Below are 16,997 nucleotides of genomic sequence, written 5' to 3' on the forward strand. Positions count from 1 at the left end.
TCGGCCGACTTTGTGCTGGACAACCTGGTGTTTGCCGAAGCTGCGCCACCGAACACGCTTGGCACCGCCGGTCCCACCGCCAACCCCGACACGCTGAGCTACACCGCAGGCGCTCTGGACGCGCTGGACAGCAACGACACCATCACCACCACCAGCACCGGCCTGCAAGCCACACTGGCCGCAGGCGGCATGGTCGACGGTGGCGCGGGTGTGGACACGCTCAAGCTGGCCGCAGGCACCACGCTCAATCTGGACGCGCTGAACGGCAACCAGACCGTCAGGCCTATCCAGGAAGTGGAAATCTTCCAGATGCAAGGCACGTCGAGCCTGACCTTGTCGGCCAACGATGTCTTGTCCTTGGGCGGCAGCAACGCCAGCACCATGGCGGGTTACACCTTCACCAGCACCACCGGCGGCACGGCTTCGGCCAGCAGCACCGGCAAGGTGCAGATGGTCATCACCGGCACGGCCAGCGACACGCTGGTACTGGACCCGTTGATGAAAGACGGCGTGACCACCAACAGTGTGGAAGGCAACACGGCCTTGGCGGGCAGTTGGGCCGATATGGGCACCACCGTCATTGGCGGCGTGACCTACAAGGTCTACAACCACAGCACCACGCAAGCGCAGGTGCTGACCACGATCAGCGCCACAGTGCACAGCAACGACATCGCTTTCAGCAGCATGACCAAGGACAGCGGCGTCACGGCCGATGCCAGCATCAACAGCAACTGGATCACCAACGACACCTCGGCCGGGCGTTTGATCTCGGGCACGGTGGCCACACCACTGGCCGCAGGTGATGTGGTCAAGGTCTACGCCAACGGCACCTTGATTGGCAACGCCACGGTCAACGCCGCAGGCACGGCCTGGGAGATCACCGACACCGCAGGCTACAACGCCAGCTGGGTGTACAGCGCCAACATCGTCTCGGCCTCGGGCACAAGTTCCACGGCCTACCAGCCGGTCAACGCCGACCTGAGCGAAGCCGCCCCGGTGATCACCGGTGTGTTCGACACCGCCAGCAGCACGGTAGCGATTGCCAACAACGGCACGACCACCAAAGCACTGAGCTCTGTGAAGGGCACGGGTGTGGCGGGGGACACCATCTACCTGTACGACAACACTTACACCACACTGGTCGGCTCTGCGGTGGTGGACGGCTCGGGCAACTGGTCGGTCACGTCGCTCACGGGCACATTCAATGGCAGCAACACCTTTGCCGCCAGGCAGATGGACGCACAGGGCAATCAGAGTGCTTTGTCCAACCAGTGGACCGTGAATGCGCCTACGGCCAATACATTCAATGGCAGTTTTGATGCGGGTAACACCGGCTTCACAACTGAAGTGCCGATGTACACCAGCTCGGGTTCAACCAACACCCAGATGATCAACCTGATCGCTCAGGGTAACCGTCAGAACGTGGTCGACGATCCTGGCAACTTCAACCGCTCCGGTGTCGCCAACCCCACACCGGGGGCACTGTCGGGCTTGACGGCCGCACAGGCTTGGACCAACGGCACATGGCGACAAAACATCTACAGCGCCGCAGACGTTAACCAGCAGGAATACCAAGCTGTCAGAACATTCACTGACCTTGCCAGCGGCAAGATGCTGGTGGGCAGTGTCGAGGCCGTGGCCGGTAGCAGTGCCACCAACACCGTCGATCTCTGGGTCGCCAATGTCGACGTGGTACAAGGCAAGTCCTACACCTTCAGCTTTGACTACTGGAATAGTTATGCCCAGACTAATACGGCGAATGCTTACGGTGCCAACTTCATGGATGTCAAGATCGATGGATTGACTGCGGCCAGCACCAAGGCCTCTAGTGCGGGTCAAATCTTCGTGACCTATGTGGCGACACGAACAGGCTCGGTCAAATTGAGTTTGGAAAGCTGGAACACGACCAACGGTGGCGATTACATGCTGGACAACATGGCCTTTGGTGAAGCGGCACCCGCCAACACCCTCGGCACAGCAGGCCCCACCGCCAACCCAGACAACCTGACCTACACCGCAGGTGTGCTCGACGCGCTGGGCAGCAACGACACCATCACCACCACCAGCACCGGCCTGCAAGCCACACTGGCCGCAGGCGGCATGGTTGACGGCGGCGCGGGTGTGGACACGCTCAAGCTGGCACCAGGCACCACGCTGAATCTGGACGCGCTGAACGGCAACCAGACCGTCAGGCCTATCCAGGAAGTGGAAATCTTCCAGATGCAAGGCACGTCGAGCCTGACCTTGTCGGCCAACGATGTCTTGTCTTTGGGCGGCAGCAACGCCAGCACCATGGCGGGTTACACCTTCACCAGCACCACCGGCGGCACGGCTTCGGCCAGCAGCACGGGCAAGGTGCAGATGGTCATCACCGGCACAGCCAGCGACACGCTGGTACTGGACCCGTTGATGAAAGATGGCGTGACCACCAACGGCCTTCAGGGCAACACCGGCCTGGATGGACAGTGGGATGACATGGGCACCACCGTCATTGGCGGCGTGACGTACAAGGTCTACAACCACAGCACCACACAAGCGCAGGTGCTGACGACCATCGCCCCGACGGTGCGCAGCAACGACATTGCTTTCAGCAGCATGACCAAGGACAGCGGCGTCACGGCCGATGCCACCATCAACAGCAACTGGATCACCAACGACACCTCGGCCGGGCGTTTGATCTCGGGCACCGTGGCCACGCCACTGGCCGCAGGTGATGTGGTCAAGGTCTACGCCAACGGCACCTTGATTGGCAACGCCACAGTCAACGCCGCAGGCACGGCCTGGGAGATCACCGACACCGCAGGCTACAACGCCAGCTGGGTGTACAGCGCCAACATCGTCTCGGCCTCGGGCACCAGCACCACGGCTTACCAGCCGGTCAATGCAGACCTGACAGAAGCAGCGCCGGTGATCACCGGGGTGTTCGACACCGCCAGCAGCACCACCATTGCCAACAACGGCACCACCACCAACGCCCTGAGCACCGTCAAGGGCACGGGCGTGGCCGGGGACACCATCTATCTGTACGACAACAGCATCAACACCTTGGTGGGTTCAGCTGTGGTGGATGGCAGTGGCAATTGGGCCGTGCCGATCACCCAGCCTCTGACCTACAGCAGCAACACCTTCAGTGCCAAGCAAGTCGACGCGCAAGGCAACCAGAGTGTGCTGTCCAATCTCTGGACTGTGACTGCGCCTGCAGCCAACGTGTTAGACAACGGTGATTTCTCGAATGGCAATACAGGCTTCACGTCGACGGCCAGCTACAACACAAGTTTGACGTTTGCCAATTCCAATGTAGCCGAGAACCGTTACAACATCACAAGCAACACCTCTCCGTTGGAAGTGCAAGCAACGAACATCACGCAAACCGGAACAACATCCGGCATCGCTTGGTCCAGAAAATACACCAATTCAACAACGTCAACCAACCCAGATGGCGCCTTCACCGGCAACACCATGATTTTCCAGTTGGACGGCGGCGGTGTTCAAACACTGTGGTCCGAAAACGTCAACGTGGTAGCCGGGCAGGACTACACCTTTAAATTCGATTACTACCATGGTGTCTTGAACCAACAGTCCCTGGTGGCCATGATCGACGGCACATCGATTGCGTTCACACCCGGCGGTTCGCTGGATGCGGGCCATTTCACGGCCACTTTCCGCGCCACCACAACCAAGAGCATCAATTTGGCTTTGACGGCGGGCAGCAACGCCGTCACCACAGCAGGGCCGGTGGGCTTGGATAACTTTGTCTTCAGCAACGCCACGGCTGCGGTGACCGATGGCTCCTTGGTTGCAGGTGGCACTGGATTGGCCACCCCGTCGCCCGACAGCCTGAGCTATATGAGCGGAAACTTGGATACCCTGGCAGGTAACGACACCATTACCGCCACCAGCACCGGTCTGCAAGCCACGCTGGCTGCGGGCGGTATGGTCAACGGCGGTGCGGGTGTGGACACGTTCAAGCTGCTGGCAGGCACCACGCTGGACTTGACGGCCATCACCGACACGCAAACCGTCAAGCCGATCGAGCAGATCGAAGTGTTTGAGCTGCTGGGCAGCTCCTCAATGATCATGTCGGCCAACGACGTGCTGTCTTTGGGTGGTGCCAACGCGTCGACCATGTCGGCCTACAGCTTCGCGTCCACCACGCAAACGGCCACCGCCAGCGGCGTGCAGGCCACCGGCTCGACCAGCAGCACCGGCAAGGTGCAATTTGTGGTGAACGGCACCACCACAGATGCGGTGGCTTTGGACGGTCTGAACCTGGATGGTGTGACAACCAACGGCACCGTGGGCAATACGGGTCTGGCTGGGCAGTGGGACTACAAAGGCACCACCGACATCACCGTGGGCAGCGTGACCACTACCTACCGTGTGTACAACCACAGCACCACGGCAGCCCAGGTTTTGATCGACAGCGATGTGAGCTCGGGCACCAGCGGCAATGCGGTGGCCGTCACCAACGTGAAGGCCACGGGAACCACCACCAAGGTTCTGATGGAGACTTTTGACAACCTGCCTTACAACAGCACCGACTCGATGTGGGACTTCACGACGGCCAACGGCATTCAGTTCCAATCACAGGTTGGCGGCACGGTCTTGCCCAATTTCACACAGTTGAATGGTCAACTTGTCATCAACAACGCCATCTTGCCTACCAATTCAACAAGTCAGTGGGCGGTCATGCCATTGAATGGCACGATCACCAACGCAACGTTTGACTACAACGGCATCAACAATGCCACGACCAGCGGTACGGCGGTGGTGCGCCTTCTCAACAATTCTGCGGTTGCTGCGGGGCCATTCAACTTGGCCAACAACGCATTGGCAAGCGCTCCTGGCGTCTTTAATCAAACCGGAACGTTTGACGAGATCAGCTTCCAAAACATGCCCAAGGACCAATATGCCATCGACAACCTGAAGTTGACGATGACCGGTGTTGCCGAAACCGTGGACCTGGCCAATGGCAGCGGCACTCGTCACACAACAGGCGTGGTCTCCGGCACTTTGGCGAAGGCCCTGTCGTCCGGCCAGTATGTCGAGGTGTTCAGCAACGGTGTCAGCTTGGGGCAGGCCACGGTCAAAGGCACCACCTGGTCCTATGCCGACACGATTGCCACCGCTGGCGAGAACTACACCGCCAAGATCATGAGCAGCAGCGCGACCGAAGTGGCCGCATCGGTGGGCTATGCCATCAACCAGGCTTCTGGCGCTGTGCCACGCCTGACCATCACCAATGATGCCTCCGAAGCAGTGTCTGCAGGCAAGACGGTGAACTACACCTTCCGCTTTGACCAAGCGGTGACGGGCTTTACAGCCAGCGACGTGACCGTGACCAATGGCGGCTCGGTGAGCGGATTGACCCAACTCGATGCACAAACTTGGGTGATGTCGGTCAACACGCCCAGCACGGGTGCTGGCACCACCACGGTGGCTGTGGCCGATGGCAGCTACAACGCCACAGCCAACAACGCAGCGGGCCTTGGCGCTACCGATTCGCAGCCTTTTGATGCCAGCTTGATTCCGTTCAGGTTTGATGGCTACAAGGGCACCAACAAAGGCACTGCCGCGATTGACCCCTTGGTCACTGGCCCCGGTGACGATTGGGTGACTGCTGTGGGCATCCAGAACACGGGTATTGAGAACATCAACACGGGTGCGGGTGCCGACACGATCCAGATCATGGGCAACAACGTGACCAAGTTGGCCTTGGCCTCTGGCTTTGCCACCTTTGATGGTGGTGACGGCATCGACAGGCTGGGCTTTTACAACGGCGGTGCTGCGGCAGCCAACATCACGTTGGATTTGACCAACGTCAATGTGGCAGCCCACTTGCACAGCTTTGAGACGGTCGACATGACTCAAAACGGTGCTGGTGGCGCAGGCACGCTCAAGATCGATCGCAACGCGATCATCAATCTGTCGGACATCCTGGACAACCCCGCCACCAGCGGGGTGGATGAAAGCCAGATGCTGGTGGTGAACGGCAAGGCGGGCGACACCGTTCAATTGGTTGGCGGTATCAACTGGACGACGGTGACCACTGGTATTTCAGGCGCAACCCTGGCCGCCACCTACGGCGCAGGCTACGCCTTCGCAGCCGCCGACACCTACAGAGAAATGTCCTACAACGGCGCCACCCTCTTCATCGACGAGGCCATGACACGGACCAACATGTAATTGTCATCCCGGGCTTGACCCGGGATCCATGTCTTCAAGTGCGCTGCGCGTGGCATGAGAGTGGACCCTGGTTCGAGGGCCGGGGTGATAGTCATTTGTCAATCTCGGGCTTGACCTTTGGGGCCGTGACGGATGGCTGTGCATCCCTGAATCTCATAGAATCATTAAATGCATCCTGCCATCGCACAGCACACGTCTGAAATTTCAAGCATCTGTCGGCGCTTTCACATCAAGCGTCTGGAGGTGTTTGGTTCAGCTGCGCGTGCCAGTGATTTCAATCCTGAAACCAGCGATGCAGATTTTCTGGTGGAGTTCACGACCGATGCCGACCATGGCCTGCAGACGTTCTTTGGTGCCAAGGCGGCCCTTGAGAGCGTGTTGGGGCGCGGTGTCGATCTGATCGAATCTGGCGCCGTTAAAAACCCTTTCGTGCTGGCATCGATCAATGCGCACAAAGAGCCTGTCTATGCAGCGTGACCCGCGCGCTTTTTTGTGGGATGTGCGCGAGTCAGCCTTGGCTATTCAGGCATTCACTTCCTGAATGGATGCTGGGCAATACATACAAGATGCATTGTTCCAGGCGGCGGTAGAGCGTAAATTCGAAATCATTGGCGAAGCACTTAACCAACTGGCGAAGACAGCCCCAGTGATGGCGGCAAGAATTCCAGAGTTGCCGCAGATCGTCGCCTTCAGAAATCAATTGATCCATGGCTATGCAACGGTGAACGCTTCAACGGTCTGGTCAGTGATTCAAATCTCTTTGCAACCCTTGCTGAGCACAGCAAATCTCCTGCTGGCTGAACTCGACCCCGCCTGAGTCCACACCACCGTCACCTAAAGTGCGCTGCGCGTGTCATTAGAGGAATGGCCCCCGGCTCGGGGGCCGGGGTGACAAGTGGTGTTTTGTCATCCCGGCCCCTCTTCATGTCACCCCGGCCTCTTTTCATGTCACCCCGGCCTCCGAGCCGGGGTCCATCTTCAATCCCCGTCTCCACACCTACCGCGCAACACGCTCAGCTATGAGGCTTTGTTGTATAGTGCATGAGCATTGTTTGCATCACTTCGGAGGCCCTCATGAGCCGGTACAGCTTGAAAGACAGAATGGTTCGTTCCATTGCTTTGCGCAAAGGAGAAGTGGTCATGCGTGTCGATTTTGAGCGCATGGGCAGCCCCAGTCAGATCAGCCGCGTGCTCAAGCAGCTGGTGGCCGATGGGAAGATTGTGCGTTTGGGTTATGGCACTTATGCCAAGGCTCGGCCTAGCAGGCTATCGGGCAAGCCTGTGCCGCGTGTGACGTTGGCCGAATTGGCTCAAGAAACGCTCCAAAAATTGGAAGTACCTGCGACTTTGGGTCGCGCCCAACGCGCGTATGCTGAAGGTCGGACCACGCAAATTCCGGTGCGCACCACATTTGATACGGGGGATCGCCGCATCACACGCAAGATCACAGTCGGTATCAGCACGGTGCGTTATGAAAACAATTACAGCGCAAGAGCATAAGCAAATTGAGGATGTTATTGGCGAGGGCTTGACGCCGCTTGCCGAGGCGATTCTCGAAAAAGACCTGCTACTGACCCAGGCGCTTCGCCATATCGCCAGCACGGACACGGATGGCGTGGGCTTGGTGTTTTGTGGCGGGACATGCCTTTCCAAAGCACACAGATTGATAGAGCGGATGTCTGAAGATGTCGATTTCAAGCTGGTGGTGCCCGAGGGGCTGTCCCGAACGGACCCTCTGTATGTCATCCCGGCCTCCGAGCCGGGATCCACGTCTTCATCTGCGCTTCGCGAAGGCTAAAGCATGGACCCCGCATCCAGTGCGGGGTGACATAAAGAGAGTGCGGGGTGACAAGTGCGCTTCGCGTGTCATGAGAGTGGACCCCGGCTCGGGGGCCGGGGTGACAGTGGTGGTTTGCCCTCCCGGCCTCTCTGAAATGTCATCCCGGCCTCTCACTTGTCATCCCGGCCCCCCAAATGTCACCCCGGACTCGATCCGGGGTCCATCCCCATCCCCAACCCCGGCAAAGCCCACACCTCACAAGGGTGTGGGTTTTTTTGTTGTAGCCTGTCCCCAGGCGTTTTGTTAAACTTGAAATATATGTATTGAATATGCATAATCATGACGAGCAGTTTGAATTTGATCCGGTCAAAGCCAAGCTCAATCAAAAAAAGCATGGCGTCAGCTTTGCGCATGCTGAACAAGCTTTACGCGATGAATTTGGTTTGACAATGGATGATCCGGATGCTCAAGGTGAGCAAAGATTTTTGACTTTGGGTATGGATGCATTAGGCCGTGTGCTGGTGGTGTGCCACACCCAACGTGAGGACCGCAGACGTTTGATTTCTGCGCGAAAAGCAAGTCCCAATGAGGCAAGGAACTACCATGCGTAAAGAATATGATTTCAAAGCGGCAAAACGGGGCGCAGTGTTGCCTTCACCCGGTAAGACGCGGATCACGATCATGCTGGACGATGACGTGTTGGAGGCATTTCGAGCGAAGGCTGAAGCCTCCGGTCATGGTTATCAGACACTGATCAACGATGCCCTCAGAAACGCCATCGATCCCGAAGCTGCACCGGTGTCTCTTCGTGCTTTGCGCAGCTTGCTTGACGAGCGTTTTGCCTTGGCTGCATAAGGTTTGCTGTAGTAGCCCACTCTGTGGGCAAGTCTTTTCCCGTCATCGCGCGCCCCCTCTCTCGTCATTGCGAGCGAAGTGCGGCAATCCATGTCTTCGGTAGGGCGCAAGCCCCTTATCAACTTGTCGATTTAAGGAGTAAACATGGAACAGCGTTTGAAGAATGGTGGCAAAGCCGGTTCGGTCACGGTTTCGACTGCCTTACTCAATCAGAAGCTCGCTACCTTGCGCGTTCCGAGAATGCTGACGCCATCAGAGATCGAGTTGCTGCAGAAGAGCAAGCGTGAAATCGCGGAGCGGTTCCGCGCTGCCCATGCCTGATATCCTGATTGCCCATTCAAGAGCCGCTGTCATGCGGCTTTTTTATTTGGCGCGCCTGGCATGGGCGCACTCTTTGAGGTGCAACTTCAGCTCGTTTGCCGGGGTGACAGTGGTGGTTTGTCATCACGAGCTTTTTAGATGAGATCCGTGCCCTCTGAAATGTCATCCCGGGTGTTTTTATCGTCCCGGGCTCGACCCGGGATCCATGTCTTCAAGTGCGCTGCGCGTGTCATGAGAGTGGACCCCGGCTCGGGGGCCGGGGTGACAGTGGTGGTATGTCATCCCGGGCTCTTTAAATGTCATCCTGGGCTTGACCCGAGATACATACCTCAAGACACCGTTTGGTAGTACAGGTTTTGCGGATGGCGGGCCTGGGCGAAGAAGACCCAGCGCTCGGCCAAGAGGCCGACAAACTGCAGCAGCACGGCGCCCAGCCAGACCAGCGCCGACTGCGTGCTGAGCAGGGTCAACAACAACAAGGGCAGCGCAAACGCCAGCAGCTGAAACACCCAGGGCATGCGGCGCACGGTGCGGGCTGTGGCACCGTGAAAAAACTCGCGGGTGTTGAAAGACCCGGCCGACATGCCCATGGATTTTTGCACCAGTTGCGGCTGGTGGATGCCGGTGGCCGATTGCAGGCTTGACAGGGGGGACAGGCGGGCGTTGCGGCGCAAAGCCTGACGGCGCAGAAACCAGGCCAGCAAGGTGCTGCCCAGCACCCAGGGCTGCAGCCAGGCCAACAGCTCGGTTTGCCCCGTGGCACTGGCCAGGGCGCACAGCAGCACGCTGCCCGAACTCATGCCCAGCAGGGTGAAGTTGATCACCGTGAGCGGGTGCGCCCACTCTTGCAAAAAGCGCAGGCAAGCGTAGATCATGGCGGTGCACACCCACAGCGCCAGCGTGACCACCACCACCGCCGCAGACAGTGCCTGCAAGGCAAGGGGGGATGCGCCCAAGTACAAACCCAGCCACCACAGGGCCACCAACCCCATGAGCAAGGGCAGCACGATGACTTCGCGCGACATCCACGAGGTGCGCCACATGGCCGCCGCCCGCCAGGCACGGGTTTTTTGACCCAAATGAAAGAACGAGGCCAACAGACCACCGACCAGCAGCACTTCGGCCACGCCGATGGCCATGAGGGCAAAGCCCGTGTCCAGGGGCATCAGCCAGCTGGCCACGGCCAGCGCCAGCAGCAGGCCCTGGGCCGTGCCGGACAGGGTGGTGAACAAAAGAATGGACCAGGCAGGACGCATGAAGACCTCAATGTGGTGAAGTTTTGCCCGCAGGGCTTGGCAGGGGCGTCACCGCTGCCGGGGTGACGCGGCGCGGCAGGTACTGGTTGGCCGGGCGGGTGTTCCATTCGGGCATCAGGGCATAACCACCCCGCTCGCGGATGGCCTGACTGACTTCGCTGTTCGGGTCTTTCACGTCGCCAAACAGGCGGGCGTTGGTCGGGCAGGCTTGGACGCAGGCGGGCTTGCGGTCGGCTTCGGGCAGCAGAGGGTTGTGGATGCGGTCCACGCACAGGGTGCACTTGGTCATGACGCCGCTGGCTTCGTCAAATTCACGCGCACCATAGGGGCAGGCCCAGGCGCAGTATTTGCAGCCGATGCATTTGTCGGCATCGACCAACACAATGCCATCCGCCTCACGCTTGTAGCTCGCGCCCGTGGGGCAGACCGGCACGCAGGGCGGGTCTTCGCAGTGCAGGCAGCTTTTGGGAAAGTGCACCGTGTCGGTGTTCGGAAAGCTGCCCGCTTCGTAGGTCTGCACCCGGTTGAAAAAGGTGCCGGTGGGCTCGGCCGCATAGGGGTTGACGTCGCTCAGCGGCCCGGCCATGCCCGAGGTGTTCCACTGTTTGCAGGCCGTCACGCAGGCGTGGCAGCCCACGCACACGTTGAGGTCAATCACCAGCGCCAGCTGGCGCGCCAGTGTGGGGGTCTCGGTGTCCACGGCTTGCGCCGCGCCACCGCCACCGGGCTCCATCAGATGGGGACTGACAGGGGAAGGTGCATGGCCTTGCACAAGGTCTTTGAGCCACTGGATCATGGTTTGGATTTCCCTGCAAAAAATCGCATCACTTGGGCAACACCACCGCGCACACCCGGCACGGGCCGCATGGTCTCCACCTGCGGAAAACTCTGGGCCGCCTCTTCAGGCTCGGCCGGTCGAATGCGCACCCGCACGTCGTACCAGCCCGCCTGGCCGGTGATGGGGTCGGAGTTGCTGACCTTCGCACCGGCTGGCGCGCCCGTGCCTTGGGGAAGCGGCAATTCTTCCGAGATCAGGTGGTTGAGCAAAAAGCCTTTGCGCGCTTCGTCCGAGCCGGGTGCCAGATGCCAAGCGCCATCGCCTTTGCCAATCGCGTTCCAGGTCCAGACGGTGCCCGGCTCCACGGCTTCGCTGTAGCGCAGCATGCAGCGCACCTGGCCCCAATGGCTCTCCACCCAGGCCCAGCCGCCGTCGGCCACGCCCGCCGCCTGCGCGGTGCTGGGGTGCACATGCAGGTAGTTGTGGCTGTGGATTTGCCGCAGCCAGGCGTTTTGCGAGTCCCACGAGTGGTACATGGCCATGGGCCGCTGCGTGATGGCGTTGAGCGGGAAGGCCTTCAGGTCAATGGCCGCGTCTTCGAGCGGGGCATACCAAAACGGCAAGGGGTCGAAATAGGTGTTGATGCGCGCGCGCAGATGCTCGGGCGGCTGACGCCCTTTTGTTTTGCCTTGCGCGGCCAGGCGAAAGGACTGCAGGGTGTCGGAATAAATCGCCAGTTGCACCGGGTCGTTGCGCTGACGCCAGCCTTTGTCTTTGGCAAAGTCCAGGTAGTCGCGGTTCCAGTTGCGCATGAAGTGCATGTTCTCGGGCAGGGTGTACTGAAACACGCAGTTGTTTTGTGCATAGGCCTCCCACTGTTTGGGGTTGGGCGCACCGCGCAGGTGCTGGTCGCCGTTTTCGCCGCGCCAGCCCATCAAAAAGCCAATGCCCGGCTGGGCTTCGAAGTTCACGATGAAGTCGGTATAGCCCTTGAACTTGCGCCCGCCTTCGGGTGTGGTGAAGGCCGGAAATTTCAGGCGCGAAGCCAGCTCCACCAGCACCTCCTGAAAGGGCTTGCATTCGCCCAGGGGCTGCAGCACCGGCACGCGCACCGAGTCCACCGGGCCGTCGAACTCCGAAATCGGCCGGTCCAGCATGCTCATGGTGTCGTGCCGCTCCAGGTAAGTGGTGTCGGGCAGCACCAAGTCGGCAAAGGCCACGGTCTCGCTTTGGAATGCGTCACACACCACCAAAAACGGGATCATGTACTCGCCCTGCGCGTCCTTGCGGTTGAGCGATTCGCGCACGGCCATGGTGTTCATGCTGCTGTTCCACGCCATGTTGGCCATGAACAGCATCAAAGTGTCAATGCGGTAGGGGTCGCCCTTGACCGCGTTGGTGATGACGTTGTGCATCATGCCGTGGGCCGACAGCGGGTGTTCCCAAGAAAACGCATGGTCAATGCGCATCGGCGTGCCGTCTGCGTGGATGGCCAACTCTTCGGGGCTGGCCGGAAAGCCCAGCGGCGCGGCGTTCAGCGGCGTGTTGGGTTTGACCATGTCCGGGTCGTTGAAGACCCGGTAGTTGGGCACGATGTGGCGCGGGTAAGGCGCTTTGTGCCGAAAGCCTCCGGGCGCGTCGATGGTGCCCAACAGACTCATGAGCACCGCCAGCGAACGCACCGTTTGAAAGCCATTGGAGTGCGCCGCCAAACCGCGCATGGCGTGAAAGGCCAGCGGACGCCCCTGGGTGGTGGGGTGTTTTTTGCCCCAGGCATCGGTCCAGGGAATGGGCAGCTCAAAGGCCTGCGTGAGGGCGGCGTGGCCCAACTCTTGCGCCAGCAGGCGAATGCGATCTGCCGCTATGCCGGTGATGGCCTGCGCCCATTCAGGCGTGCAGCTGAGCACGCGCTGGCGCAGCAAGGCAAAGGCGGGCACCACCCGCGTGCCGTCGGCCAGGGTGTAGTGGCCTTCGGGCGGTGCGTCCAGCGCCGGGTCGCAGCCCTCGGCAATGCCCTCGGGGTAGGCATTCAGGATGCGGCCGCTGGTGCGGTCAAACACCAGTTTGTTGTGCGGGTTGCGGCCGTCACCGGGCGGGCCTTTGGCCGGGTCGGGGTCAAAGGCAAAAAGACCTTCGCGCTCGCCCTCGTCCAGCACCACCAGTTGGGGCGCGTTGGTGAAGCGCTTCAGAAATGCATGGTCCAGCGTGTCGGTGCGAACCAGCTCGTGCAGCAAGGCCATGAGCAGCGCGCCGTCAGTGCCGGGCTTGATGGGAATCCACTCATCGGCGATGGCCGAGTAACCCGTGCGCACTGGGTTGATGGAGATGAAGCGACCGCCTGCGCGCTTGAACTTGGACAGCGCGGTTTTCATGGGGTTGCTGTGGTGGTCTTCGGCCGTACCCAGCATCACAAACAGTTTGGAGCGCTCCAGGTCCGGTCCGCCAAACTCCCAAAAGCTGCCGCCCACGCTGTAGATCATGCCGGCCGCCATGTTGACCGAGCAAAAGCCGCCATGCGCGGCGTAGTTGGGCGTGCCGAACTGGCGGGCAAACAGCCCGGTGAGCGCCTGCATCTGGTCGCGCCCGGTGAACAGCGCAAACTTCTTGGGGTCGGTGTTTCGGATGTGCGCCAGACGTTCGCTCAGGATGTCAAAGGCGCGTTCCCAGGATATGGGCTCAAACTCGCCCGCACCACGTTCGCTGCCCGGTTTGCGCAGCAGCGGCTGCGTCAGGCGTGCGGGCGAGTACTGCTTCATGATGCCCGCCGAGCCCTTGGCGCAGATCACCCCCTGGTTGAGTGGGTGGTCCGGGTTGCCGTCGATGTAGCGCACCTCGGGGCCTTTGTCGCCCTCGACCAAATGCACCCGAATGCCGCAGCGGCAGGCGCACATGTAGCAGGTGGTGCATTTGACGGTGGTTTGCGCCGTGGGGTTGGGCTCGGCCAAAGGGTCTTGCAAGGGCAACCCGGAAGACTCAGAAAACAAGGACTTGAACACAGGGTTTCCTTCGGTTCAGTGTGTACGTCTGGCCAAGGTGGCCAACGCAACAGAAGCAATACGAGCCAACAACGAGTCAGCACGCGAGGTCAGCACAATGGGCACTTTCGCCCCCAGCACCAACCCAGCGCATTCGCCACCACCCACATAAACAAAACTTTTATAGAGCATGTTGCCGGCATTGAGGTCGGGCATCAGCATCAAGTCTGCGTCGCCAGCAATTTGGCTATTCATGCCTTTGATGGCGGCGGCTTTGGAAGAAAACGCATTGTCAAATCCAAAAGGACCCTCAACCTGCGCCCCAGGCCACAAACCGGCCCGAGACAAGGCCACCAGTTCCTGCGCATCCAGCGTGGCAGGAATGGCCGGGTTGACGGACTCCACAGCAGACACAATCGCCACCTTCGGTTCGGCAATCTCCAGGGCTTGCAGCAAAGCCACTGCATTTCCCAACACATCGCGTTTGGTTTTCAGGTCAGGGGAGATATTGACAACGCAATCGGCCAAGGCCAACAGTTTGTGATAGCGCGGCAAATCAAATAAAAAAGCATGACTGATGCGGGCCTCTGTGCGCAAGCCATGATCTCTGCTCACCACCGCCGACATCAGTTCATCGGTATGCAAAGCGCCTTTCATCAGCGCTGTCAGGCGACCCTCGTGCACCCCTTGCACCGCAAGCGCTGCAGCAGCTGCAGGCTCTGGCGCATGGGTGTAGACACATTCAAAGGCCGACATATCGACCCCCGCAAGCTCGGCCGCGCGCTCCATGTCCTTGCGCGGGCCAATCAGCACGGGGCGTGCCACACGCTGCCGTGCGATCGCATCAGCCGCTTGCATGGCCAAGGCGTCGCAGGGGTAGACCAAGCCCAGCGGGGGTAAAGCTGCTGCCGCACGTGCTTGGGCCCGTTCAATCAAACCCCACAAACGTGGGTACAGGGCTGAGGGTGCCCCGAGGTTCATGGACGGACTCAACATGCCAAGCTCAGCAAGGTTTAGACGTAGTCCTTGTACTTGTCCAAAAAGCGGATCGGCTTGGCCAGTGCATCGCGGCGGAAGGGGTCGCCCAACTCACGGTTGCACATGATCTCGATCACGCAGGTCTTGCGCTGGTTCATCTGCAGATCGATGGCTTTCTTGAGCGCAGGGCCCACGTCTTCGAGGCGGTCCACCACGATGCCTTCGGCCCCCATGGCCTGGGCGATGCCCGCAAAGCTCTCGCTTTCGAGTTCACCCGCCACAAAGCGGCGGTTGTAGAAGTCCACCTGGTTTTTCTTTTCTGCGCCCCACTGGCGGTTGTGAAAGACCACCGCTGTGACCGGAATGTCGTGGCGCACGGCCGTCATGACCTCGACCATGCTCATGCCCCAAGCGCCGTCACCGGCATAGGCCACGGCGGGACGGTCGGGCGCGGCGCACTTGGCACCGATCATGGTAGGCAGCGAGTAGCCGCAGTTGCCAAAGCTCATGGGCGCAAAAAAGCTGCGGGGTTCGTCAAAACGCAGGTAGCTGTTGGCCACGGCGTTGATGTTGCCGATGTCGGTGGACACCATGACGCGTGGCGGCATGGCCTTTTCCAGTTCGCGCAGCACCTGGCGTGGCGACAGGTACGTGCCGCCCGTGGGGGTGCGCTCGCCTTTGGCCTCTTCCACCATGTCCAGGCTGAAGGGGTCTTTTTCGTGGGTCCAGGCGTCGAGTTCCTTTTCCCAGGCGTCTTTTTCGGCCTGGATTTTGGCGGCGCGCTCGGCCTTGTTGGCGTCACAGGCCAAGGTGCGGGCCGACAGGCGCTTGAGCAGTTCAATGGCCACCGCCTTGGCGTCGCCGTGGATGCCCACGGTGATTTTTTTGACCAGTCCCAGATTGGTGTGGTCGGCTTCGACCTGGATGATCTTGGCGTCTTTGGGCCAGTAGTCCATGCCGTGCTGGGGCAAGGTGCCAAATGGCCCCATGCGCGAGCCCAGCGCCACCACCACGTCGGCCTGGGCGATCAACTTCATGGCCGCCTTGGAGCCTTGGTAGCCCAATGGGCCTGCCCACAGCGGGTGGCTGGCCGGGAAAGAGTCGTTGCGCAAATAGCCGTTGGCCACGGGGGAGCCCAGGCGCTCGGCCAGGGCCACGCATTCCTTGACCGCGTCACCCATGACCACACCGCCACCCGACAAAATGACCGGGAACTTGGCGTTGGCCAACAGCTCCACGGCGGCGTTCAGGCTGTTTTCGCCGCCCGCGCCACGTTCCACGCGCATGGGCTGGGGAATTTCGCAGTTGATTTCGCCGTAGAAATAGTCGCGCGGAATGTTCAGCTGGGTGGGGCCCATTTCCGAGATGGCGCGGTCAAAGCAGCGCGCGGTGAACTCGGCCATGCGTTTGGGGTTGTTCACATGGCCTTGGTATTTGGTGAATTCCTGAAACATGGGCAGCTGCTGCGCCTCTTGAAAGCCACCCAAGCCCATGCCCATGGTGCCGGTTTCGGGGGTGATCATGACCACCGGGCTGTGCGCCCAATAGGCCGCCGCAATGGCGGTGACGCAGTTGCTGATGCCCGGGCCGTTTTGGCCAATGACCACGCCATGGCGGCCGCTCACACGGGAATAACCATCGGCCATGTGCGCCCCGCCCTGCTCGTGCACCACCGGAATCAATCGGATGCCTGCGGGGGCAAAAATGTCCATGGCGTCCATGAAGGCCGAGCCCATGATGCCGAACATGTCGGTCACGCCGTTGGCGACCATGGTTTCCACAAAAGCCTCGGAGGGCGTCATTTTCTGCACGCCACTGGCCACGGTGCGTTTGTCGGTTTTGGGGGTGCTCATGGACTGCTCCTGAAA

General features: G+C 60.4%; 13 protein-coding genes. 8 read left to right on the top strand and 5 right to left on the bottom strand.

Features of this window, described 5'->3' with window-relative positions; translation table 11 throughout:
- Positions 1-12 precede the first annotated feature (12 nt).
- The 8 genes from B9Z49_RS21840 (at position 13) to B9Z49_RS21845 (ending at position 9,142) form a co-directional block, all read left to right on the top strand.
- Entirely contained in the window at positions 13-6,186 is a 6,174-nt protein-coding gene (locus B9Z49_RS21840; RefSeq protein ID WP_233254705.1) for a hypothetical protein, read from the top strand.
- 168 nt (positions 6,187-6,354) lie between these two features.
- Positions 6,355-6,663, top strand: a complete 309-nt coding sequence (locus tag B9Z49_RS18270; protein ID WP_108354876.1) for a nucleotidyltransferase family protein — start codon at positions 6,355-6,357, stop codon at positions 6,661-6,663.
- 64 nt (positions 6,664-6,727) lie between these two features.
- On the top strand, positions 6,728-7,003 hold the full coding sequence (locus tag B9Z49_RS18275) for a DUF86 domain-containing protein (protein ID WP_108354877.1): 276 nt from the start codon (positions 6,728-6,730) through the stop codon (positions 7,001-7,003).
- Positions 7,004-7,260: 257 nt separating this feature from the next.
- Positions 7,261-7,686: a DUF6088 family protein gene (locus tag B9Z49_RS18280; protein WP_108354915.1), complete on the top strand. Its 426-nt coding sequence runs from the start codon at positions 7,261-7,263 to the stop codon at positions 7,684-7,686.
- The gene (locus B9Z49_RS18285; RefSeq protein ID WP_108354878.1) at positions 7,658-7,984 is read left to right on the top strand and encodes a nucleotidyl transferase AbiEii/AbiGii toxin family protein; all 327 of its coding nucleotides are present in this window, start codon (positions 7,658-7,660) and stop codon (positions 7,982-7,984) included. The genes B9Z49_RS18280 and B9Z49_RS18285 overlap by 29 nt, the downstream gene beginning before the upstream one ends.
- 311 nt (positions 7,985-8,295) lie before the next feature.
- Positions 8,296-8,577: a BrnT family toxin gene (locus B9Z49_RS18290; RefSeq protein WP_108354879.1), complete on the top strand. Its 282-nt coding sequence runs from the start codon at positions 8,296-8,298 to the stop codon at positions 8,575-8,577.
- Positions 8,570-8,821, top strand: coding sequence for a BrnA antitoxin family protein (locus B9Z49_RS18295; protein WP_108354880.1), 252 nt, complete (start codon positions 8,570-8,572; stop codon positions 8,819-8,821). The genes B9Z49_RS18290 and B9Z49_RS18295 overlap by 8 nt, the downstream gene beginning before the upstream one ends.
- A gap of 144 nt (positions 8,822-8,965) precedes the next feature.
- Complete coding sequence (locus tag B9Z49_RS21845) at positions 8,966-9,142, top strand: hypothetical protein (protein ID WP_158273532.1); 177 nt, start codon at positions 8,966-8,968, stop codon at positions 9,140-9,142.
- A 329-nt stretch (positions 9,143-9,471) separates the two neighbouring features.
- On the opposite strand, the gene B9Z49_RS18300 is transcribed toward B9Z49_RS21845, so the two are convergent.
- The 5 genes from B9Z49_RS18300 to xsc are packed head-to-tail and all read right to left on the bottom strand — an operon-like array spanning position 9,472 to position 16,982.
- Positions 9,472-10,398, bottom strand: coding sequence for a DmsC/YnfH family molybdoenzyme membrane anchor subunit (locus tag B9Z49_RS18300; RefSeq protein WP_108354881.1), 927 nt, complete (start codon positions 10,396-10,398; stop codon positions 9,472-9,474).
- Positions 10,399-10,405: 7 nt separating this feature from the next.
- Positions 10,406-11,131 (bottom strand): 4Fe-4S dicluster domain-containing protein, encoded by a 726-nt coding sequence (locus B9Z49_RS18305; RefSeq protein WP_199225108.1) that lies wholly within the window; start codon positions 11,129-11,131, stop codon positions 10,406-10,408.
- Between the two features lie 59 nt (positions 11,132-11,190).
- Positions 11,191-14,139, bottom strand: coding sequence for a molybdopterin oxidoreductase family protein (locus tag B9Z49_RS18310; RefSeq protein ID WP_369913781.1), 2,949 nt, complete (start codon positions 14,137-14,139; stop codon positions 11,191-11,193).
- 48 nt (positions 14,140-14,187) lie between these two features.
- Positions 14,188-15,132 (bottom strand): bifunctional enoyl-CoA hydratase/phosphate acetyltransferase, encoded by a 945-nt coding sequence (locus tag B9Z49_RS18315; protein WP_108354883.1) that lies wholly within the window; start codon positions 15,130-15,132, stop codon positions 14,188-14,190.
- 32 nt (positions 15,133-15,164) lie between these two features.
- Positions 15,165-16,982 (bottom strand): sulfoacetaldehyde acetyltransferase, encoded by a 1,818-nt coding sequence (xsc, locus tag B9Z49_RS18320; RefSeq protein ID WP_108354884.1) that lies wholly within the window; start codon positions 16,980-16,982, stop codon positions 15,165-15,167.
- Between the last annotated feature and the right edge of the window lie 15 nt (positions 16,983-16,997).

The organism is Limnohabitans sp. 2KL-51 (genome assembly GCF_003063645.1).
Lineage (GTDB): Bacteria > Pseudomonadota > Gammaproteobacteria > Burkholderiales > Burkholderiaceae_C > Limnohabitans_A.